The following is a 16,763-nucleotide window of genomic DNA, read 5'->3' as shown; positions in this document are numbered from 1 at the left end:
ATAATTTTTGGTAGCATTAAAATTTGTTCTTGAAAACTTATGCTGTAAACCGTAATCATTATTTTTCTGGTTATTAAAGCCCTCGTTTTCAATTTTCCACCGTAGCCGCCCGGCCTGGCTGACTTGATGGGCATATTGTAAACAGAACAACTGGGGTTGTATTATTACGTTAAAATACAATTACAAGATATTCAAAGACCTTGGCTATAAAGGGCATCAGTTGTATGTAGTAGAGACAGAATTTGAAAAACAACACCAAAAAACCGGGGAAAAAGAAAACACGCGGTTCGTTCACATTTCCAATAAAAAAAATCTTAATCTGCTGTTTTTCGGTGGAAAGGGAAAGTTATTTCTGTTTTTTTTCAAGACATGGAACAGAAGAATTTATTATTATCTTGCGGAATTGCTGCACCCCGGTTACGAAAATTGCAGGGGTGAAAATATTTTTGTAATTTATACATCATGAATAAGCTGTCCTTCATATTCGATGATTTTATTGGGTTGTTTTATCCCCGTTTATGTGTTACCTGCGGCGATCGTTTAATCTCTCAGGAAAAATATGTATGCATGAGGTGTTGGTATGATTTGCCGGTAAATAATTTTCATTTTGAAAAAGAAAATGTAGTTGCACAGCTTTTTTGGGGCCGGGTAAAAATTGAAAATGCAACCGCCTTTTTTCATTACCGAAAAGGGAGCAAATACCAGGATTTAATTCATTTTATAAAATACAAAGGGCTGAAAGAATTGGGTTACGAAACCGGACTGAGGTTTGGGAATGCACTGGCTGAATCGCCTGCTTATAAAAATGTTGATGTGATTGTTCCGGTGCCGCTGCATCCGCGGAAACAAAAAAAGAGGGGATACAATCAAAGTGAATGGATAGCAAATGGAATGGCCGCAGCAATGCAAAAACCGGTTTCTGCTGGTAATTTGTACCGGAAAATTTTCACTTTAACCCAAACGCGAAAAAACCGGTATGAACGGTGGCAAAATGTTGACAGCATTTTTGGTTTGCATCAGCCCGGCGAGTTTGCAGGTAAACATATTTTGCTGACTGACGATGTGGTTACCACCGGTTCAACACTGGAAGCCTCTGCTTGCCAGCTTTTAAAAGCTGAAGGTGCAAAAGTAAGTGTGGCCACACTTGCTTTTGCCGACAGCTGAGGATGTACTGGAATCGTTCTGGAAATAGATCGATACATTTTCAATGTGGATGGTGAACTCCTGATGATTTACCCGCCAAACCGGTAATACAAAGCCAGCGAAATCACATTGTTAAACTGGTTGTTGTGCCAGTAGTAGCTGGTGCCATTTTCGCCCGATTGTTCCCGGATGGGAAGCACCGACAATGCAAAGCGTAAATCGAGCTTTATCTGGTCCAGCATATCGAACTGGAAACCCAAAAATGGTTGAAGGTCGAAATTGTTGAAGACATTTCGGTCTTCCTGTGGTATCTCACCGTAATTGTCAATTTCCTTTGAGTGCATGAGGTATCCTGCCGATGCGCCCGCAATAATTGTGGCGCGGTCACTGGTTCGGAACCCTGCATAAACCGGAACATCGATATAGCCGAGCCGCATAATGTATTTTTCAGGGTCGGGATTCTCCTTGTCAATCTTTTTGCGTGCTCCTTTCTGCGAGTATTTAATTTCCATGCCTCCAAATATTGCCGGTGCAAAATCGGTTTGTACATATAGCCCGGCCAGAATCCCCGGCTTGTGATAACCATTTATATTGACCCCGTTAATCATGGCCCCTTCCACCTGCGAAGCATTAAAACCTGCCAGTATTCCGCCTTCGAAACGTTGTGCAGAAGCGACTTGTGCCAGAATCAGAAATAAAATCGGGATGAGAATTTTTTTACGCATTTTACTTCAATTTTTCAAGTTTTGATTTTAACAGCTGAACACCTTTCCCGGCTTTTTCGTGAATGTAAGTTACATTTTTTATAAACATTTCCGGGCTGTCCGGATCGACCACAAAAATCGGAATAGCCGGGTTAGTATAATTTACCAGCCCGGCCGCCGGATAAACAACCAGCGAAGTGCCCACCACCACAAAAATATCTGCATTTTTAACAATTGGAATGGCTCGTTGCAGCTCATCGACCGATTCACCAAACCAAACAATATGGGGGCGAAGCTGGCTTCCTTTTTCGCATTTGTCGCCCAGTTTAAGCTCCCAGTCTTTCAGCGTATAAACCAGGCTGGGATCGACAGTACTCCGTGCTTTTCGCAGTTCGCCGTGGAGATGTATCACCCGCGAGCTACCTGCCTGTTCATGCAAATCATCCACATTTTGAGTGATTACGTCCACATCGAACCAATCCTCGAGTTCGGCAATTCCGCGATGACCGGCATTGGGTTTGGCTTCCCACAACTGTTTTCGTCGCTCGTTATAAAAACGCAAAACCAGTTCAGGGTCACGTTTCCATGCTTCGGGGCTGGCCAATTCGGTCACGTCGTACTGTTTCCACAACCCGCCCATGTCGCGAAAAGTTTGTAATCCGCTCTCCTGGCTGATGCCCGATCCTGAAAGTATAACCAGTTTTTTCTTCATCATAAACTGTTTTCGCTTTAAAGATAAATGAAAATATGAGAATTGAATACCCCACCCAAATTTCCTACATTTGCAGTTGTGATAGATCATGCTACAATAGAACGTATTCTGGACGCGGCAGATATTGCTGACGTGGTTTCGGAGTTTGTAACACTTCGGAGAAGAGGTGTGAATATGCTCGGCCTGTGCCCTTTTCATAATGAAAAAACACCTTCATTTACGGTTTCGCCGGCCAAGGGAATTTTCAAGTGTTTTGGGTGTGGAAAAGGCGGCAATGCGGTCAATTTTATTATGGAGCATGAAAACCTCAGTTACCCGGAGGCCCTGAAATGGCTGGCAAAAAAATACAATATCGAGGTAAAAGAGGAGGAGGAAACCGAGGAGCAAAAACAGCTGAAGGACGAGCGGGAAAGCCTGATGATTGTTTCAGGTTTTGCCCAAAAATACTTCACACGTTTTTTATGGGAAGAAAATGAGGGGCGAACCATTGGTTTGAGCTATTTCAGGGAACGTGGTTTCCGCGACGATATCCTGAAAAAGTTTGAATTGGGCTACAGTCCCGACGGGAAAACGCCATTTAGCGAAGCTGCGCAAAAGCAGGGTTACAAAATCGAATTCCTCGAAAAAACCGGGCTCACCATTGTGCGCGACGACTGGAAACGCGACCGGTTTGCCGGGCGGGTGATGTTTCCTATCCACAACCTGGCAGGCCGGGTAATTGGTTTTGGCGGCCGCATTCTGAGAGACGATCCCAAAGCGGCCAAGTACCTCAACTCCCCGGAATCGGAGATTTACCACAAAAGCAAGGCACTTTACGGCATTTACCAGGCCCGGCGCGAAATGGCAAGAGCCGATAAATGTTACCTCGTGGAAGGCTACACCGATGTGCTTTCCATGCACCAGGCCGGAATTACCAACGTGGTGGCCTCGTCGGGAACCGCGCTTACTTCGGAGCAAATCCGTTTAATTAAGCGGTTCACCACCAATATTACCATTATTTACGATGGCGACGAGGCCGGAATTAAAGCATCCATGCGCGGGATTGATCTTGTTTTGGAAGAAGGGATGAACGTAAAAGTACTGCTGCTGCCCGACGGAGAGGATCCTGATTCCTTTGCAAAACAAAAGGGAGCCAGCGGTTTTCAGGAGTACATCAACGAAAACGAAACCGATTTTATCCAGTTTAAAACGCGCCTGCTGCTGAAAACCACTGAAAACGATCCGGTGGCCAAAGCGCGGCTGATTTCTGATGTAATCCGCTCGGTGGCTGTGATTCCCGATACAATTACACGTTCGGTGTATATAAAGGAGTGCAGCAAGTTGCTCAATGTGGATGAAGAGGTGTTGTATTCAGAAGTAAGGAAGCAAAAACGCAAACAGAACGACGAACTGCGGAAAAAAGAGAGGCGCGAACAGGTACGCGACCAACGCCAAAAAGCGGAGCCGCAATCGCAGGACCCCGAAATTAAACCTTCTGAATTTTTAATTGAAGAGCTGGAGTTTTTACGGTTTCTGTTAAAACACTGCAATGTTGTTCTGTTTGAAGAAGATGGTGAGAACCCCAATGAAACACGCGATGTGAAAGTGGGTGAATTTATGGTGAAGGAGCTGGAGAATGATGATTTGGTACCCGAGAATAAATTGTTCCGCCAGATTTTTAACGAAGTGAAAGCGAACCTCGATAATGAACAATTCGACCCATGGAAACATTTTATTTACCACCCCGACACTGAAGTGAGCAAACTGGCCACCGACCTTCTTTCTGAAAAATTTATTGAAAGCAAGCGCTGGACAAAAGCAGGTGCCTACACCGAAAAGGAGGAGGAGATTCTCGATTTCCTGATTCCAAAAATTATTTACGAATACAAGCTCCGGAAAATTAAATTGATGATGGAAGAAATTGAAAAGGCCATTGACGTGGCTGCCAAAGAAAACAATTTCGACCACGTGATTGAGGAGCAATCGAAATACATGAACCTGAAGCGGGTAGAAAAATTTTTGTCGGAAAAACTCGGAAGCCGGGCCATAAATTAGCTTAAAATAGTATGCGAACCCTGTTTATTGAAAACAGAGAAGAAATAGAGGAGGTAATAAAATTATGCAAAACCTGTTTTGTGGCCATGTCGGAAAATGACCGGCCGTATGTTTTGCCCATGAATTTTGCGCTCGACGGCGATTCGGTTATTCTTCATTCGGCACAAAGTGGCCGCATGTGGGAAACTTTGCAAAAAAATCCGAAAGTCTGTATCAACTGGACACTGGGCGATGAACTGGCCTGGCAGGATGAGCGGGTAGGGTGCAGCTACCGCGTAAAATCGAAGTCGGCCATTGTGGAAGGTACTGTAAATATTATTAATGACTACGATGAAAAAGTGCGCTGCCTGAATTTGCTAATGGCGCAGTACAGCGACCGGGAATTTAAATTCAATGCACCGGCTGTGAAAAATGTAGGAATCATGAAAGTACATATCGAAAAGATATCAGCCAAAGAGTTTGGTGCCAAGCCGGTTACGCCGTGGAATAGTTGAATCTTTATTCAAGAATAAAGTTATTTTTAAGCCTGTTGGGGTGGGGTTCTGACGGCTCAAAAAACTGCATTTCCTGGGCCATCTTCAAAAAAAACATTAGCCTTTCGTGGGGTGTGCGGCTCAGTGCTTCCTGCATTCTTCGCTCATTGGCTTCTTCCTTGGTTTCAAATCGTAAATTATTTTCCGTCCGCATAATTTCAAATTTAGTTTATAAAATTAACGATTCTGTTGTTTCAAAAGAAATTCAAAATGTTAAAGGCACTTAAATTCCTATCTTTGCTGCAAAATTGGAACTATGCAGTTTGTAACAGGGGGCACGGGATTAATAGGATCGCATTTATTATTCGAACTTGTTTCGGCAGGCAAAAAGGTGAAAGCGCTGAAACGCGAAACCAGCAATCTGCAGCAGGTACAAAAAGTTTTTTCCTGGTATGCTGAAAATGCGGAAGAACTTTTCAGGCAAATTGAATGGGTGGATGGCGATATCCTTGACTATTTTGGTTTGGAAAAACTGCTCGATGGAGTAACCGAAGTGTTCCACTGTGCAGCAATTGTTTCTTTTAATTCCGGCGAACGTGATCAAATGATCCGCAACAACGTAGAAGGCACTGCCAACCTGGTAAACGCTGCCCTGGAAAACGGTGTGAAAAAGTATTGTCATGTGAGTTCGGTGGCTGCCCTCGGAAATGCCGAAAACGGATATTCAATTGACGAACAGACCAACTGGGTACCTTCCAAAAAAATTTCGGGCTACTCCGAGAGTAAATTTTATTCTGAAACCGAAGTGTGGCGGGGAATTGAAGAAGGACTCGATGCTGTAATTGTCAATCCGTCGATTGTACTGGGGCCCGGAAACTGGAACTCGGGAAGTGCGCAACTTTTTAAAACCGTGTGGAACGGGATGAAGTTTTACACAAAGGGAGTTACCGGCTATGTAGATGTTAAAGATGTGGCCCGTGCCATGATTTTGTTGATGAACGATTCCAATTTTGAAGCCTGCAAAAACACACGGTTTTTACTGAATGCCGAAAACTTGAGCTATAAGCAACTGTTTTCACAAATTGCCGATGCATTCGGAAAGCAGCGTCCAAAATTTCATGCATCACCGGTTTTGCTGGCATTTGTATGGCGGGCAGCGGCATTTTGGGGGATGGTATCGGGAAAATCAACTGCTATTACCCACGAAACGGCTTCTGCTTCAGCAAGTATTAAAAATTTCGATGGGAGTAAAATCACCCGGTGTTTTGAATTTGATTACATGCCTGTTTCTCAATCCATTCAGCAAACCGCCAAGTTTTTTCTGAAAGACCTGTCAGGTAAATAACAGCCATTTCATTAGCCGCTTCTTATCTGTGGAAACTCTTCCATCTCCCCCTTTGGGGAGCCCGGGAGGAGCCGCTTTTCTATGCATGAAAAACCAGCAGCGGCGTTTTAGTGTGGAACACCATTTTACGTGCCACACTCGGGTTAAACAACCGCGAAATCATATTCCGCTTGTGCGTGGTCAGCGAAATAATATCGATGTTCTCTTTTTCGATAAACGAGTCGAGTGCTTCAAGAATATCGTCGCCCACAATGAGCCGGCAATTAAAATCTTTCGACTGGTAATTTTCATTTAGCACCTCTTTCATGCCTTCAAGTTTGGCTGTGTCCCAGTCCGATTGTTTTGTTTTTCCTACATGCACGCAAAAAACTTTGGCATCGAAGGGTTTCAGCAGGCCCACCAGTTTCTCGATTACCAAAAAATCTTTTTCGTCAAAGTTGGTGGCATACAAAACACGGTTGAATTCGCTCAGCTCTTTTTCGGGCATTTTTTCAGGAACCACCAAAACCGGAACTTTTGCATTGTAAATAATATCGGCGGTTATGCTGCCAATTACGTTGGTCGTTTCGTCGCCGGTGCCCATAACAATCAGTCGCGAATTATTATCTTCGGCATAGGCCAGAATGTCTTCATCGGCGTAGCCCGATTTGATGATGAAATCGGATTCCACGGTATCCCATTTTTCTTTACCGATATCGTTTACCAGTTTAGTTGTAAATTTCTGAAAATTTTCATTCGCATTTTTTTCGGCTTCGTCCATGCGTGCCAGCAGTGTGGAGTCGTACATGTACACATCGCCGTAGGGTACTGAATGAACAATGGGATTAAAGTAGCAGTGCATAAAAACCAGTTTGGTGCCCAGGTGGCTGGCAATGTTAAATGCCATTTTGCAGCTTTTGGCCGATGCTGTTGAAAAATCGACCGGCACCAGGATGTGGTCGTCTTTTTTTTCCACCTTCTTTTTGGCAGCAATGGGTTTTTTTCCCAAGAATTTTTCGAGAACCGGAAAAGCTTCCCGGACATCTTTCTCCATAATTTTTACTTTCACCGACGTAGCCGCGCCCTCCATCAGGTTAATATCTTCCAGGTAACATTCTATTTCGTTTTCTTCGAGGCGCATTTTCAGCATTTGCGCTTTTGAGTAAGGGAGGACTACAAGTGTAATCAATCTTTCTTCCATGATTTCCAGACTTTTTAGTTGAACATCGTTTCAATAACCATGATACAGCTCTATGCTGTTATTCGAATTGGGATTGAAAGAGGTTACATTTAACAGGATAAAAAATATTAAAAAAAGGACGATACATTTTTTGTACCGCCCATCAGGCGTATTAATTATACTTCCCCCGGGAGATTTAAATCCCGAAAGCTTTTTTTATCTCATCAACATAATCGAGTTCTTCCCAGGTGAAAAGTTCCACTTCGAGTTCGGTTTTTCCCTGGTAGGGCGACTCAAATTTTTTGGTTACCGTTCGCGGTTCGCGGCCCATGTGCCCGTAAGCTGCAGTTTCCAAATAAATCGGGTTTCGCAGTTTCAGCCGCTCTTCGATGGCTGCCGGGCGCAAATCGAAAATCTTTTTCACTTTTTCGGCAATTTCGCCATCACTGAATTTCACGTTTTTTCGCCCGTAGGTCTCTACATAAACGCCCACGGGTTGTGCCACTCCAATTGCATAAGCCAGTTGCACCAGTATTTCATCGGCCACACCGGCTGCTACCAGGTTTTTGGCAATATGGCGTGCGGCATAAGATGCCGAGCGGTCCACTTTCGAAGGGTCTTTACCTGAAAAAGCACCACCACCATGTGATCCGCGGCCGCCGTATGTATCTACAATTATTTTGCGGCCAGTCAGGCCGGTATCGCCGTGTGGCCCGCCAATTACGAATTTACCGGTTGGATTCACGTGGTAGATAATGTTGTCGTCAAAAAGCTGCTGTACCCGCTCAGGGAGCCTGGCTTTTACACGCGGAATAAGAATGTTGATTACATCTTCCCTGATTTTAGCCAGCATTGGATCATCAGCGTCAAATTCGTCGTGTTGGGTAGAAACCACAATTGTATGCACTCTTTGCGGAATGTTTTCGTCGGAGTATTCAATAGTCACCTGCGATTTGGAGTCGGGGCGCAGATAGGTCATCTCTTTTCCCTCGCGGCGAATTACAGCCAGTTCTTTTAGAATTTCGTGCGACAGTTCCAACGCAAGTGGCATGTATTTGTCGGTGTCCTTGCAGGCGTAGCCAAACATCATTCCCTGGTCGCCGGCACCCTGCTCGTTTTTGTCGGCTTTGTCCACACCACGGTTAATGTCGGGGCTTTGTTCATGAATGGCTACCAGTACACCACACGATTCGCCTTCGAAACGGTAGGCACCTTTGGTGTATCCAATGTCGTTAATAACCCTGCGGGCAACTTCCTGAACATCTACGTAGGTGTTCGATTTTACTTCGCCGGCAACAACAACCTGACCGGTGGTTACCAGTGTTTCTATTGCAACTTTGGAGTCGGTGTCAAATGCCAGGAATTCGTCGAGCAGTGCGTCCGAAATCTGATCGGATACTTTGTCGGGATGGCCTTCCGAAACCGATTCGCTTGTAAATAAATAACTCATGTCGTTTAAATTTTACGAGTCCCTTCACTGTCCCTTCAACCTGAAATCGTTTCAGGCTTTTCCTGAGACGAATACAGAATGATGTTGTTCAGAACAATAAAGTTCTCAAATTCAACAATAAAATTTGGGCTGCGGGATGTTTCGGATTGAAGTCGGTGAAAAAAAAGCACGATTGCTTTAGCATTTTTTTCATGTGGTTGCAATCAATCTCAAATCTTTCCACGTAGCATGGACAAATGTAATATTTTTTAACAAAATAAAAAAGGAGTATTTGAGATTATTTTTATGCCGGTGTGCAATTTCCGAACTTCGTCATGTAAGTCAGCGAATCGTAATTCGCTGGTCCCGTTGGGTGATGAGAATTTTAATCGCCGATCCCGTTTCGGGGTAGTGATTCCTGTCTCACCCCATCAGCATAAAATCTTTTCCCTCTTCATAAGCGGCACCTGAAAGATACGATTTGATTTGTTCCCGTGCTCCGCGTTTGGTTACCATCGGTATAATAAACAATCTTCCCGGATCGGGTATTTCAGTAAAATGAAGTGTCTCTTTTTCGGTGGTTTTTCCTTTTACAATGTCGATGAATCCCTGAATTTTTAAGCCTTCTTTTTCGAGTAATTTTGCCCGCTGCCGCGTTTTCCGGCCAGCGCCCCACACCCAAATATCCGGGTGGAAACGGTTCTGTTTTTCCGACCATTTTTTGAAATAAACCGCTTTCGTCCGGAAAAAAGCTTCGGTGGAATAGCGGTCGTCAGTGCGGGTAAGGCGGGTTGAAGTGTCGTGCCATTCGAGCAGCGGTTCCGGCAGTTTGGCCATTTTTACCCCTGCTTCCAGATAACGCAGTTGCATTTCGTAATCTTCCGGGAAATTGCCCTGGAAACAACCCCCCAACTTCTCATAAAGTTCCCTGCGAAACAGGACGGTTGGATTCACCACCGGGATTTCCACAAAACGGTTGAAGTCGATTTCTTCCGGCGAGTGAAAAGAGTTCACCCACTTTACAAACCGGTTAAAACCCGCCGTGTTTTTTTCGTGCGCTATGTATTTTACTTCGGAACCAACTAATCCGATTTCAAGGTTGTTTTTCAAAAAATGAACCTGTTTCTCCAGCCTTTCCGGCATTGAGATATCGTCAGCATCCATCCGGGCAACAAAACGACCGCGGGCATTTTCAAGCCCGCAGTTCATGGCATGAGCCACGCCCTGTTTTTCTTCAGAAAGGAGATGGATGCGATGGTCTTTCTCAGCAAATTTTCGGGCGATGGATTTACTGGTGTCAGTTGAGTTGTTGTCAATTAACAGCAATTCAAAATTGGTGAAAGTTTGCTGGAGAATGCTTTCAACGGCAGCGACAAGAGTTTTTCCGGCATTGTAAAACGGCAGGATGACCGAAACTTCAGGAGGCATTTTCGCGGGTTAACTGGTGAAAAATACTTTCGAGATCTTGCTGCTTTTCCTGCAGGGTCAGAAGTGTGAGGTTATTGTCAACTGCAAACCGGAAAATTACCGGTCGGATATCGGTGCTGCCGTCTGATTCAATCAACCAGTTTTCCCCGTCGGGGACCACTCGTTTAATGTTTTCAACCGCAAGCAATTGATCCGCAGAAATTTTTTCAGCAAACCCGGCAATAACCTGCTGGCTTTTTTTCAGTTTGCCGTTGCTGATTTCAGCTATGCCGCCATCGGCAACAATTTTCCCTTTGTTGATAATAAGCACACGGTTGCAAATAGCTTCCACTTCCTGCATAATGTGCGACGAAAGAATCACCGTTTTTTCGGTACTGATTTTCCGAATAAGTCCGCGGATTTCTTCCAGCTGGTTGGGATCGAGGCCGGTGGTGGCTTCATCCAGGATTAAAATTCCGGGGTCGTGAATCAGCGCCTGCGCCAGCCCCACACGCTGCCGGTAACCTTTCGAGAGGGCACCGATTTTTTTATGCTGTTCGTCTCCCAGCCCGGTCAGTTCAACCATTTCAGCCACCCGCTGCTTTTTGTTTTTCAGGTGGTAAAAACCTGCTGTAATTTCAAGGTATTCTTTTACAAACAAATCGGTGTAAAGCGGATTGTTTTCCGGCAGGTAACCAATGTTTTTCCGGATTTCAGTATTGTCAACCGATATTTTCCGGCCATTGATGGTTACTTCGCCCGAATCGGAAGGCAAAAAGCCGGTCATTATTTTCATTAACGTGGATTTACCGGCACCGTTGGGGCCCAGAAAACCCAGGAGTTCACCTTCTTCAACAGAAAAACTGATATTCTCGAGCGCTTTCTGCTTTCCAAATAATTTTGTTATATTACTGACTGTTATTGCCATACAATTTTTACTGAAACAAAAATAATCGAATCTTTTTAATTTAGAACCATTAACGTAAATTTGCAAATCAGCTTAACAGATAGAATTCAATGAAAGATCGTCATTTCAATTATGTGAAAGATTTAACCCGGTATCAGCGGCAGGAAACCTGGGAGGTGAATATTGGCGGCATTGGCGTAGGGGGAACAAACCCCATTCGGATTCAGACAATGACCGATACGAGTACACGGGACACAGAGGCTACACTGGATCAGGTTAAAAAATTAATCATGGCCGGAACCGATTTCATCCGCCTTACCGTCAAAGGGATGTATGATGCTGAAAATCTTAAAAATATTGTACAGGAAATGAAAGACAGGGGGTACACCACCCCGCTGATTGCCGACATTCATTTTAATCCCAAACTGGCCGAAGTGGCAGCTAAATATGTTGATAAAGTACGCATTAATCCGGGTAATTTTTACGATAAACGGGCGAATTTCAACGGTAAAATATTTAGCGATGAAGAGTACAAAATTGAACTTCACAAAATTGAGGAAAAGTTTATTCCTTTTCTGGAACACCTGAAAAAGACCAAAACCGCCCTGCGTATTGGTGCCAATCATGGTTCGCTTTCCGACAGGGTGATGAGCCGTTTTGGAGACACTCCCTCGGGAATGGCCGAATCGGTTCTCGAGTATCTGCGTATTTGTCAAAAGGTGAATTTTAACGATGTGGTGGTGTCCATTAAATCGAGCAACACGCGCATGATGGTTTACACCGTTCGGTTGCTGAATTACAAAATGCGGCTCGAGGATATGAAATACCCCATTCACCTGGGAGTTACCGAGGCCGGCGAGGGCGAAGACGGACGCATTAAGTCTGCGGTTGGAATCGGAGCACTGCTGGCCGACGGAATTGGAGATACCGTTCGTGTATCGCTCACCGAAGACCCGGCAAGAGAAATTCCGGTGGCACAGAAAATGGTTGATCATTTTAAACTTTACCAGGATCACGAACCCATTTCAGCTAATCTTTTCGCGCAAACAAATCCGTTTGAGTATGAACGCCGTGCTACCCGTCCGGTACTGAAAATGGGTGGTGAAGAATTGCCTGTTGTTGTTGCCGATTTGGGCGAGCGCAGCCTGAAAGAGATGATTCCGGTGCGCGGGAATCTGGTTCCCGACTATTTCCTTTCAGGGAATAAAATTATGGACATCGAAGGAGATAGCTTTCCCATCATTTCGCTGGAAGAATACCTTTTTGAAAGTACCCGCTGGGGACGGATGAAATTCATCCGCACCAATAAAAAGGAGTTCGACAACTTCATGGAGAAGAACCCCGAAATAATAATGAAGCTGAAGCAAACCCGCAAAACAGTGCTGATTCTCGAAAGTTTCAATAAAAATCCGATGGCCGAGCTGCGGGCATTTTTTATGTGCCTCGAAACACATATCTGGAAAGTGCCGGTAATTCTTTACCGCTGCTACAACGAAACCAGCCTCGAAGATTTGCAAATCAAAGCCTCGTGTGATTTGGGTGGTCTGCTCATCGATGGTTACGGCGATGGAATTTGCATTTCGAATGATAACATCACTTTTACCGAGTTAAAAGATTTAAGTTTTGGCCTTTTGCAGGCCAGCCGGATGCGGACAACCAAAACCGAGTTTGTTTCTTGCCCGGGTTGCGGGCGCACGCTTTTCGACTTGCAGGAAACCACACGGAGAGTAAAAACGCATTTTAAGCATCTGAATCACTTGAAAATCGGAATTATGGGCTGTGTAGTGAATGGCCCCGGTGAAATGGGCGATGTGGATTACGGATTTGTAGGTGCCGGCGTTAACAAGGTGACGCTTTACAAAGGGCTGAAACCGGTAAAGCGCCACATCCCGTACGAAGATGCCGTTGAAGAACTGGAACAGCTAATCCGCGAAAACGACGACTGGATTGACCCGGAAGATTAAAATCGATTTATGGCAAAACAACACTGGAAGCCCGGAACCATGATTTACCCGATTCCGGCGGTAATGGTGAGTTGCGGACATCAACCTGAAGAATACAACATTATTACCATAGCCTGGACAGGCACCATCAACAGCAAACCGCCGATGTGTTATATTTCGGTAAGGCCTGAACGACATTCCTACGATATAATCAAGCGAACCGGCGAATTTGTCATTAACCTGACAACCGAAAAGCTGGCCAGGGCCACCGACTGGTGCGGTGTTCGCTCGGGAAGAAAATACAACAAGTGGGAAAAAATGAACCTGACTCCGGCTCCGGCAAAAGTGGTAAAAGCGCCAATAATCGAAGAATCGCCGGTGAATGTGGAGTGCGTGGTGAAAGAGATCATCGAACTGGGCTCGCACCACATGTTTACCGCCGAAGTGGTGAATGTTTCGGTTGACGATACCTACCTCGACGACACCGGGAAATTCAGTTTCGCCAATGCCGGTCCGCTGGTTTATAACCACGGGCACTATTTCGGGCTGGGTGATATCATTGGCAAATTCGGCTGGTCGGTGCAAAAAAAGAAGAAATAATCAACTTTTGAACAATCCCCCTTTTCCGATGGTTAAACCAACACATTTTATACAGGTTATACAGGCTTTTTTCGAAGCCAAATTTTTAATTGATAAGTTATGAATGAAATAAAAAATAATCCGCTGTTAAAAGAATTCAAAACCCCGCACGAAACCGCACCTTTTGCTGAAATAAAAAACGAGCACTTTCTGCCGGCGTTTAAAGAGGCAATTAATAAAGGAGAAGAGGAAGTAAAAAATATTGCTGAAAACGAGAAAGAACCAACCTTTGAAAATACAGTGGAAGCGCTCGAAAGCGCCGGTCGTTTGCTGAACCGCACTGCGGGAGTTTTCTTCAACCTGTTGCATGCCGAAACAAATGATGAGTTGCAAAACCTGGCACAGGAAGTGTCGCCGCTGCTCACAAAGTTTGAAAACGATATCACGCTCAACCCGGAACTTTTTGCACGGATAAAAGCCGTTTACAATCAGAAAGAAAAGCTTGATTTGACGGTGGAGCAGCAAACTTTGCTGGAAGAAACTTACCTTAATTTTAAACGCAAAGGTGCCAACCTTCCGGAGGAAAAGAAAGAACAGTTCCGGAAAATCAACACCGAACTGGCGCAACTCACCCTGAAATTCGGGGAGAATGTGCTGAAAGAAACCAACAAGTACGAAAAGCACATCACCGATAAAAGCCGGTTATCAGGCCTGCCCGAAAGTTTGCTCGAAGCAGCCGCGGCCAAAGCCAAATCGAAGGGAAAAGAGGGCTGGATATTCGACATCACCATGCCGGTGTATCAGCCCTTCATGAAATATGCCAATGATCGCGAACTGCGGAAGGAATTGTTTATGGCGTACATGTCGAAATCGTTTAAAGGCGACGAGCTCGACAACAGGGAAAATATCAAAAAGATTGTCAACCTGCGGCTGGAACTGGCACGTTTGCTGGGCTATAACAATTACGCCGATTACGTGCTTGAACGCAAGATGGCGCAAAATACAAAAGGTGTTTATCAATTATTAGACGAACTTTTTGAAGCATCTGCGGGTGTGGCCAAAAAAGAGAAAGCAGAAGTGGAAGCTTTTGCAAAGGAACTGGGTTTTAACCATGAAATGATGCCCTGGGACTGGAGCTACTACAGCGAAAAACTGAAAATCAAAAAGTTTGAGCTCGACGATGAAAAACTGAAACCTTACTTTGAACTGAACCGTGTTATCGACGGTGTTTTTGGGCTGGCAACAAGTCTGTACAAAATCACTTTCAAGCCGAATAAAGAAATCCCGGTTTACCATGAAGAGGTTCTGCCTTATGAAGTGTATGACGATGACGGTAAGTTCCTGGCAGTATTGTACACCGATTTTCACCCACGGCCCGGCAAACAGGGCGGTGCCTGGATGAACGATTTTAAAGGACAGTGGAAGGAAGACGGCAAAAACTCGCGGCCGCACATCGCCATTGTAATGAATTTTACCCGCCCAACCGAGACAAAACCGGCGTTGCTCACTTTCCGCGAGGTGGAAACATTTATGCACGAGTTTGGCCATGCGCTTCACGGGATGCTCGCCAATGCATCCTACTCAGCTTTGTCGGGCACCAATGTGTACCACGATTTTGTGGAACTTCCATCGCAAATAATGGAGAACTGGGCAGTTGAAAAAGAATTTCTGGATCGGTTTGCGGAACACTACGAAACCGGCGAAAAAATTCCGGCAGATTTGGTGGAGCGGATCAAAGCATCGGGCAATTTCCTGGAAGGCTATCAAACCTTGCGGCAGCTCAGTTTTGGTTACCTCGACATGGCCTGGCACACGCAGCAACAACCGTTCAGCGGCGATGTGAAAGCATTTGAAGAAGCCGCGTGGAAGAAAACACAAATTTTTCCGAAAACGGAAGGAACCTGCATGAGCACCCAATTTGGGCATTTGTTCGCCAGTGGCTATGCCGCAGGTTATTACGGCTATAAATGGGCCGAAGTGCTCGATGCCGATGCATTTAGCCTGTTCCGCGAAAAAGGATTGTTCAACCGCGAAGTGGCCACTTCGTTCCGGAAAAATATCCTGGAAAAGGGCGGCACCGAACACCCGATGACACTGTACAAACGTTTCCGCGGGAAAGAACCCACCGTTGATGCGCTGCTGGAAAGAGGCGGGTTGAAATAGCAGTCGCAAATTACATCAGGGCGCGTCCTATTTTTTCAAAATTGAGCTGGTGACTCAAAGTCACCTGTTCAATATTTCTTCACGACAGAAAAAGTTTAATCGCCAGTGGGCGGACGGGGGATTTATATTTGTTTTTTCAAAAAGAAAAGCCTACCGAATCCCCCTTGTATTCCCCCTTTAATTGGCGACAAATTACTTTCATGGCAAAGAATTCAAATAAAGGGGGACGAGGAGCTGCATCGAAGTGTGGCAACATGGAACCGTTCGCTGGCGCAAATTTGTAATTTGTGCCAAAAAATACGGATTGCAAATCCGCACTGGCTGGATGTCGCGGATATACGAAACAATTATCCTGTCCCTTGTGCTGACCGTCGCAGGTCTATGATACCGTGATCCGACACTCAGGCTAACCATCGCAGGGCTACGAAAACCAGAACCAACGCTTGTGCGGCCTCTGTCAGTCAGACACTTAGCTATTCCAGGCACGCTGCTGTCCTTTGTTTTCAACGGCTCTGCAAAATCCTGCCACCGGCATTGTTTTTTAACAAAAGATTGGTAGTTTTAAACATTGAAAAACCGACATCTATGTATGAATGCGCCTTGGGAAATAACACTGGATAAAAGATTTCAAAAAAACATAAATGCATTAAAACCTATTTGATGAATTGGAAATATAAAATAAGAAAGGTTGACAATACTTCCAACATAAAGAAATATTGTATAGCTTTGGATCACAGACAACGTAGTTGAACGAAACCGCCTCTG

At 44.9% G+C, this 16,763-nt stretch carries 14 protein-coding genes; 7 read left to right on the top strand and 7 right to left on the bottom strand.

Annotated features, from left to right (window positions below; all coding sequences use genetic code 11):
- Positions 1-567 precede the first annotated feature (567 nt).
- Positions 568-1,164, top strand: coding sequence for a ComF family protein (locus ACTCNA_RS14885; protein ID WP_462948727.1), 597 nt, complete (start codon positions 568-570; stop codon positions 1,162-1,164).
- A 68-nt stretch (positions 1,165-1,232) separates the two neighbouring features.
- On the opposite strand, the gene ACTCNA_RS14880 is transcribed toward ACTCNA_RS14885, so the two are convergent.
- Together ACTCNA_RS14880 and ACTCNA_RS14875 are read right to left on the bottom strand one after the other, a co-directional pair.
- A complete protein-coding gene (locus ACTCNA_RS14880; RefSeq protein ID WP_462948726.1) occupies positions 1,233-1,868 on the bottom strand; it encodes a porin family protein in 636 nt (211 codons plus the stop codon).
- Position 1,869: 1 nt separating this feature from the next.
- Positions 1,870-2,562, bottom strand: coding sequence for an SIR2 family NAD-dependent protein deacylase (locus ACTCNA_RS14875; protein WP_462948725.1), 693 nt, complete (start codon positions 2,560-2,562; stop codon positions 1,870-1,872).
- A 75-nt stretch (positions 2,563-2,637) separates the two neighbouring features.
- On the opposite strand from ACTCNA_RS14875, the gene dnaG reads away from it, so the two are divergent.
- Both dnaG and ACTCNA_RS14865 read left to right on the top strand, forming a co-directional pair.
- The gene (dnaG, locus tag ACTCNA_RS14870) at positions 2,638-4,593 is read left to right on the top strand and encodes a DNA primase (RefSeq protein WP_462948724.1); all 1,956 of its coding nucleotides are present in this window, start codon (positions 2,638-2,640) and stop codon (positions 4,591-4,593) included.
- An 11-nt stretch (positions 4,594-4,604) separates the two neighbouring features.
- A complete protein-coding gene (locus ACTCNA_RS14865; protein ID WP_462948723.1) occupies positions 4,605-5,087 on the top strand; it encodes a pyridoxamine 5'-phosphate oxidase family protein in 483 nt (160 codons plus the stop codon).
- A 4-nt stretch (positions 5,088-5,091) separates the two neighbouring features.
- Here ACTCNA_RS14865 and ACTCNA_RS14860 read toward each other — a convergent pair whose 3' ends face one another.
- Entirely contained in the window at positions 5,092-5,280 is a 189-nt protein-coding gene (locus tag ACTCNA_RS14860) for a hypothetical protein (protein ID WP_462948722.1), read from the bottom strand.
- A gap of 102 nt (positions 5,281-5,382) precedes the next feature.
- Here ACTCNA_RS14860 and ACTCNA_RS14855 point away from each other — a divergent pair, with 102 nt between their 5' ends.
- Positions 5,383-6,411 (top strand): NAD-dependent epimerase/dehydratase family protein, encoded by a 1,029-nt coding sequence (locus ACTCNA_RS14855; RefSeq protein ID WP_462948721.1) that lies wholly within the window; start codon positions 5,383-5,385, stop codon positions 6,409-6,411.
- A gap of 79 nt (positions 6,412-6,490) precedes the next feature.
- Here ACTCNA_RS14855 and ACTCNA_RS14850 read toward each other — a convergent pair whose 3' ends face one another.
- The 4 genes from ACTCNA_RS14850 to gldA all read right to left on the bottom strand — a co-directional run bounded on the left by ACTCNA_RS14850 (position 6,491) and on the right by gldA (position 11,334).
- Complete coding sequence (locus tag ACTCNA_RS14850; RefSeq protein WP_462948720.1) at positions 6,491-7,591, bottom strand: universal stress protein; 1,101 nt, start codon at positions 7,589-7,591, stop codon at positions 6,491-6,493.
- Between the two features lie 175 nt (positions 7,592-7,766).
- Complete coding sequence (gene metK / locus ACTCNA_RS14845; protein ID WP_462948719.1) at positions 7,767-9,020, bottom strand: methionine adenosyltransferase; 1,254 nt, start codon at positions 9,018-9,020, stop codon at positions 7,767-7,769.
- Between the two features lie 402 nt (positions 9,021-9,422).
- Positions 9,423-10,427, bottom strand: coding sequence for a glycosyltransferase family 2 protein (locus ACTCNA_RS14840; RefSeq protein WP_462948718.1), 1,005 nt, complete (start codon positions 10,425-10,427; stop codon positions 9,423-9,425).
- Positions 10,417-11,334, bottom strand: coding sequence for a gliding motility-associated ABC transporter ATP-binding subunit GldA (gene gldA / locus ACTCNA_RS14835; RefSeq protein WP_462948717.1), 918 nt, complete (start codon positions 11,332-11,334; stop codon positions 10,417-10,419). The genes ACTCNA_RS14840 and gldA overlap by 11 nt, the downstream gene beginning before the upstream one ends.
- An 89-nt stretch (positions 11,335-11,423) precedes the next feature.
- Here gldA and ispG point away from each other — a divergent pair, with 89 nt between their 5' ends.
- The 3 genes from ispG (at position 11,424) to ACTCNA_RS14820 (ending at position 15,998) form a co-directional block, all read left to right on the top strand.
- The gene (ispG, locus tag ACTCNA_RS14830) at positions 11,424-13,277 is read left to right on the top strand and encodes a (E)-4-hydroxy-3-methylbut-2-enyl-diphosphate synthase (RefSeq protein WP_462948716.1); all 1,854 of its coding nucleotides are present in this window, start codon (positions 11,424-11,426) and stop codon (positions 13,275-13,277) included.
- A gap of 9 nt (positions 13,278-13,286) precedes the next feature.
- Entirely contained in the window at positions 13,287-13,856 is a 570-nt protein-coding gene (locus ACTCNA_RS14825) for a flavin reductase family protein (RefSeq protein WP_462948715.1), read from the top strand.
- Between the two features lie 99 nt (positions 13,857-13,955).
- Positions 13,956-15,998, top strand: a complete 2,043-nt coding sequence (locus ACTCNA_RS14820) for a M3 family metallopeptidase (protein ID WP_462948714.1) — start codon at positions 13,956-13,958, stop codon at positions 15,996-15,998.
- The last annotated feature ends 765 nt before the right edge of the window (positions 15,999-16,763 follow it).

It is taken from the genome of Tangfeifania sp. (assembly GCF_055108615.1).
This window is presented reverse-complemented; position numbering and strand designations above follow the sequence as displayed.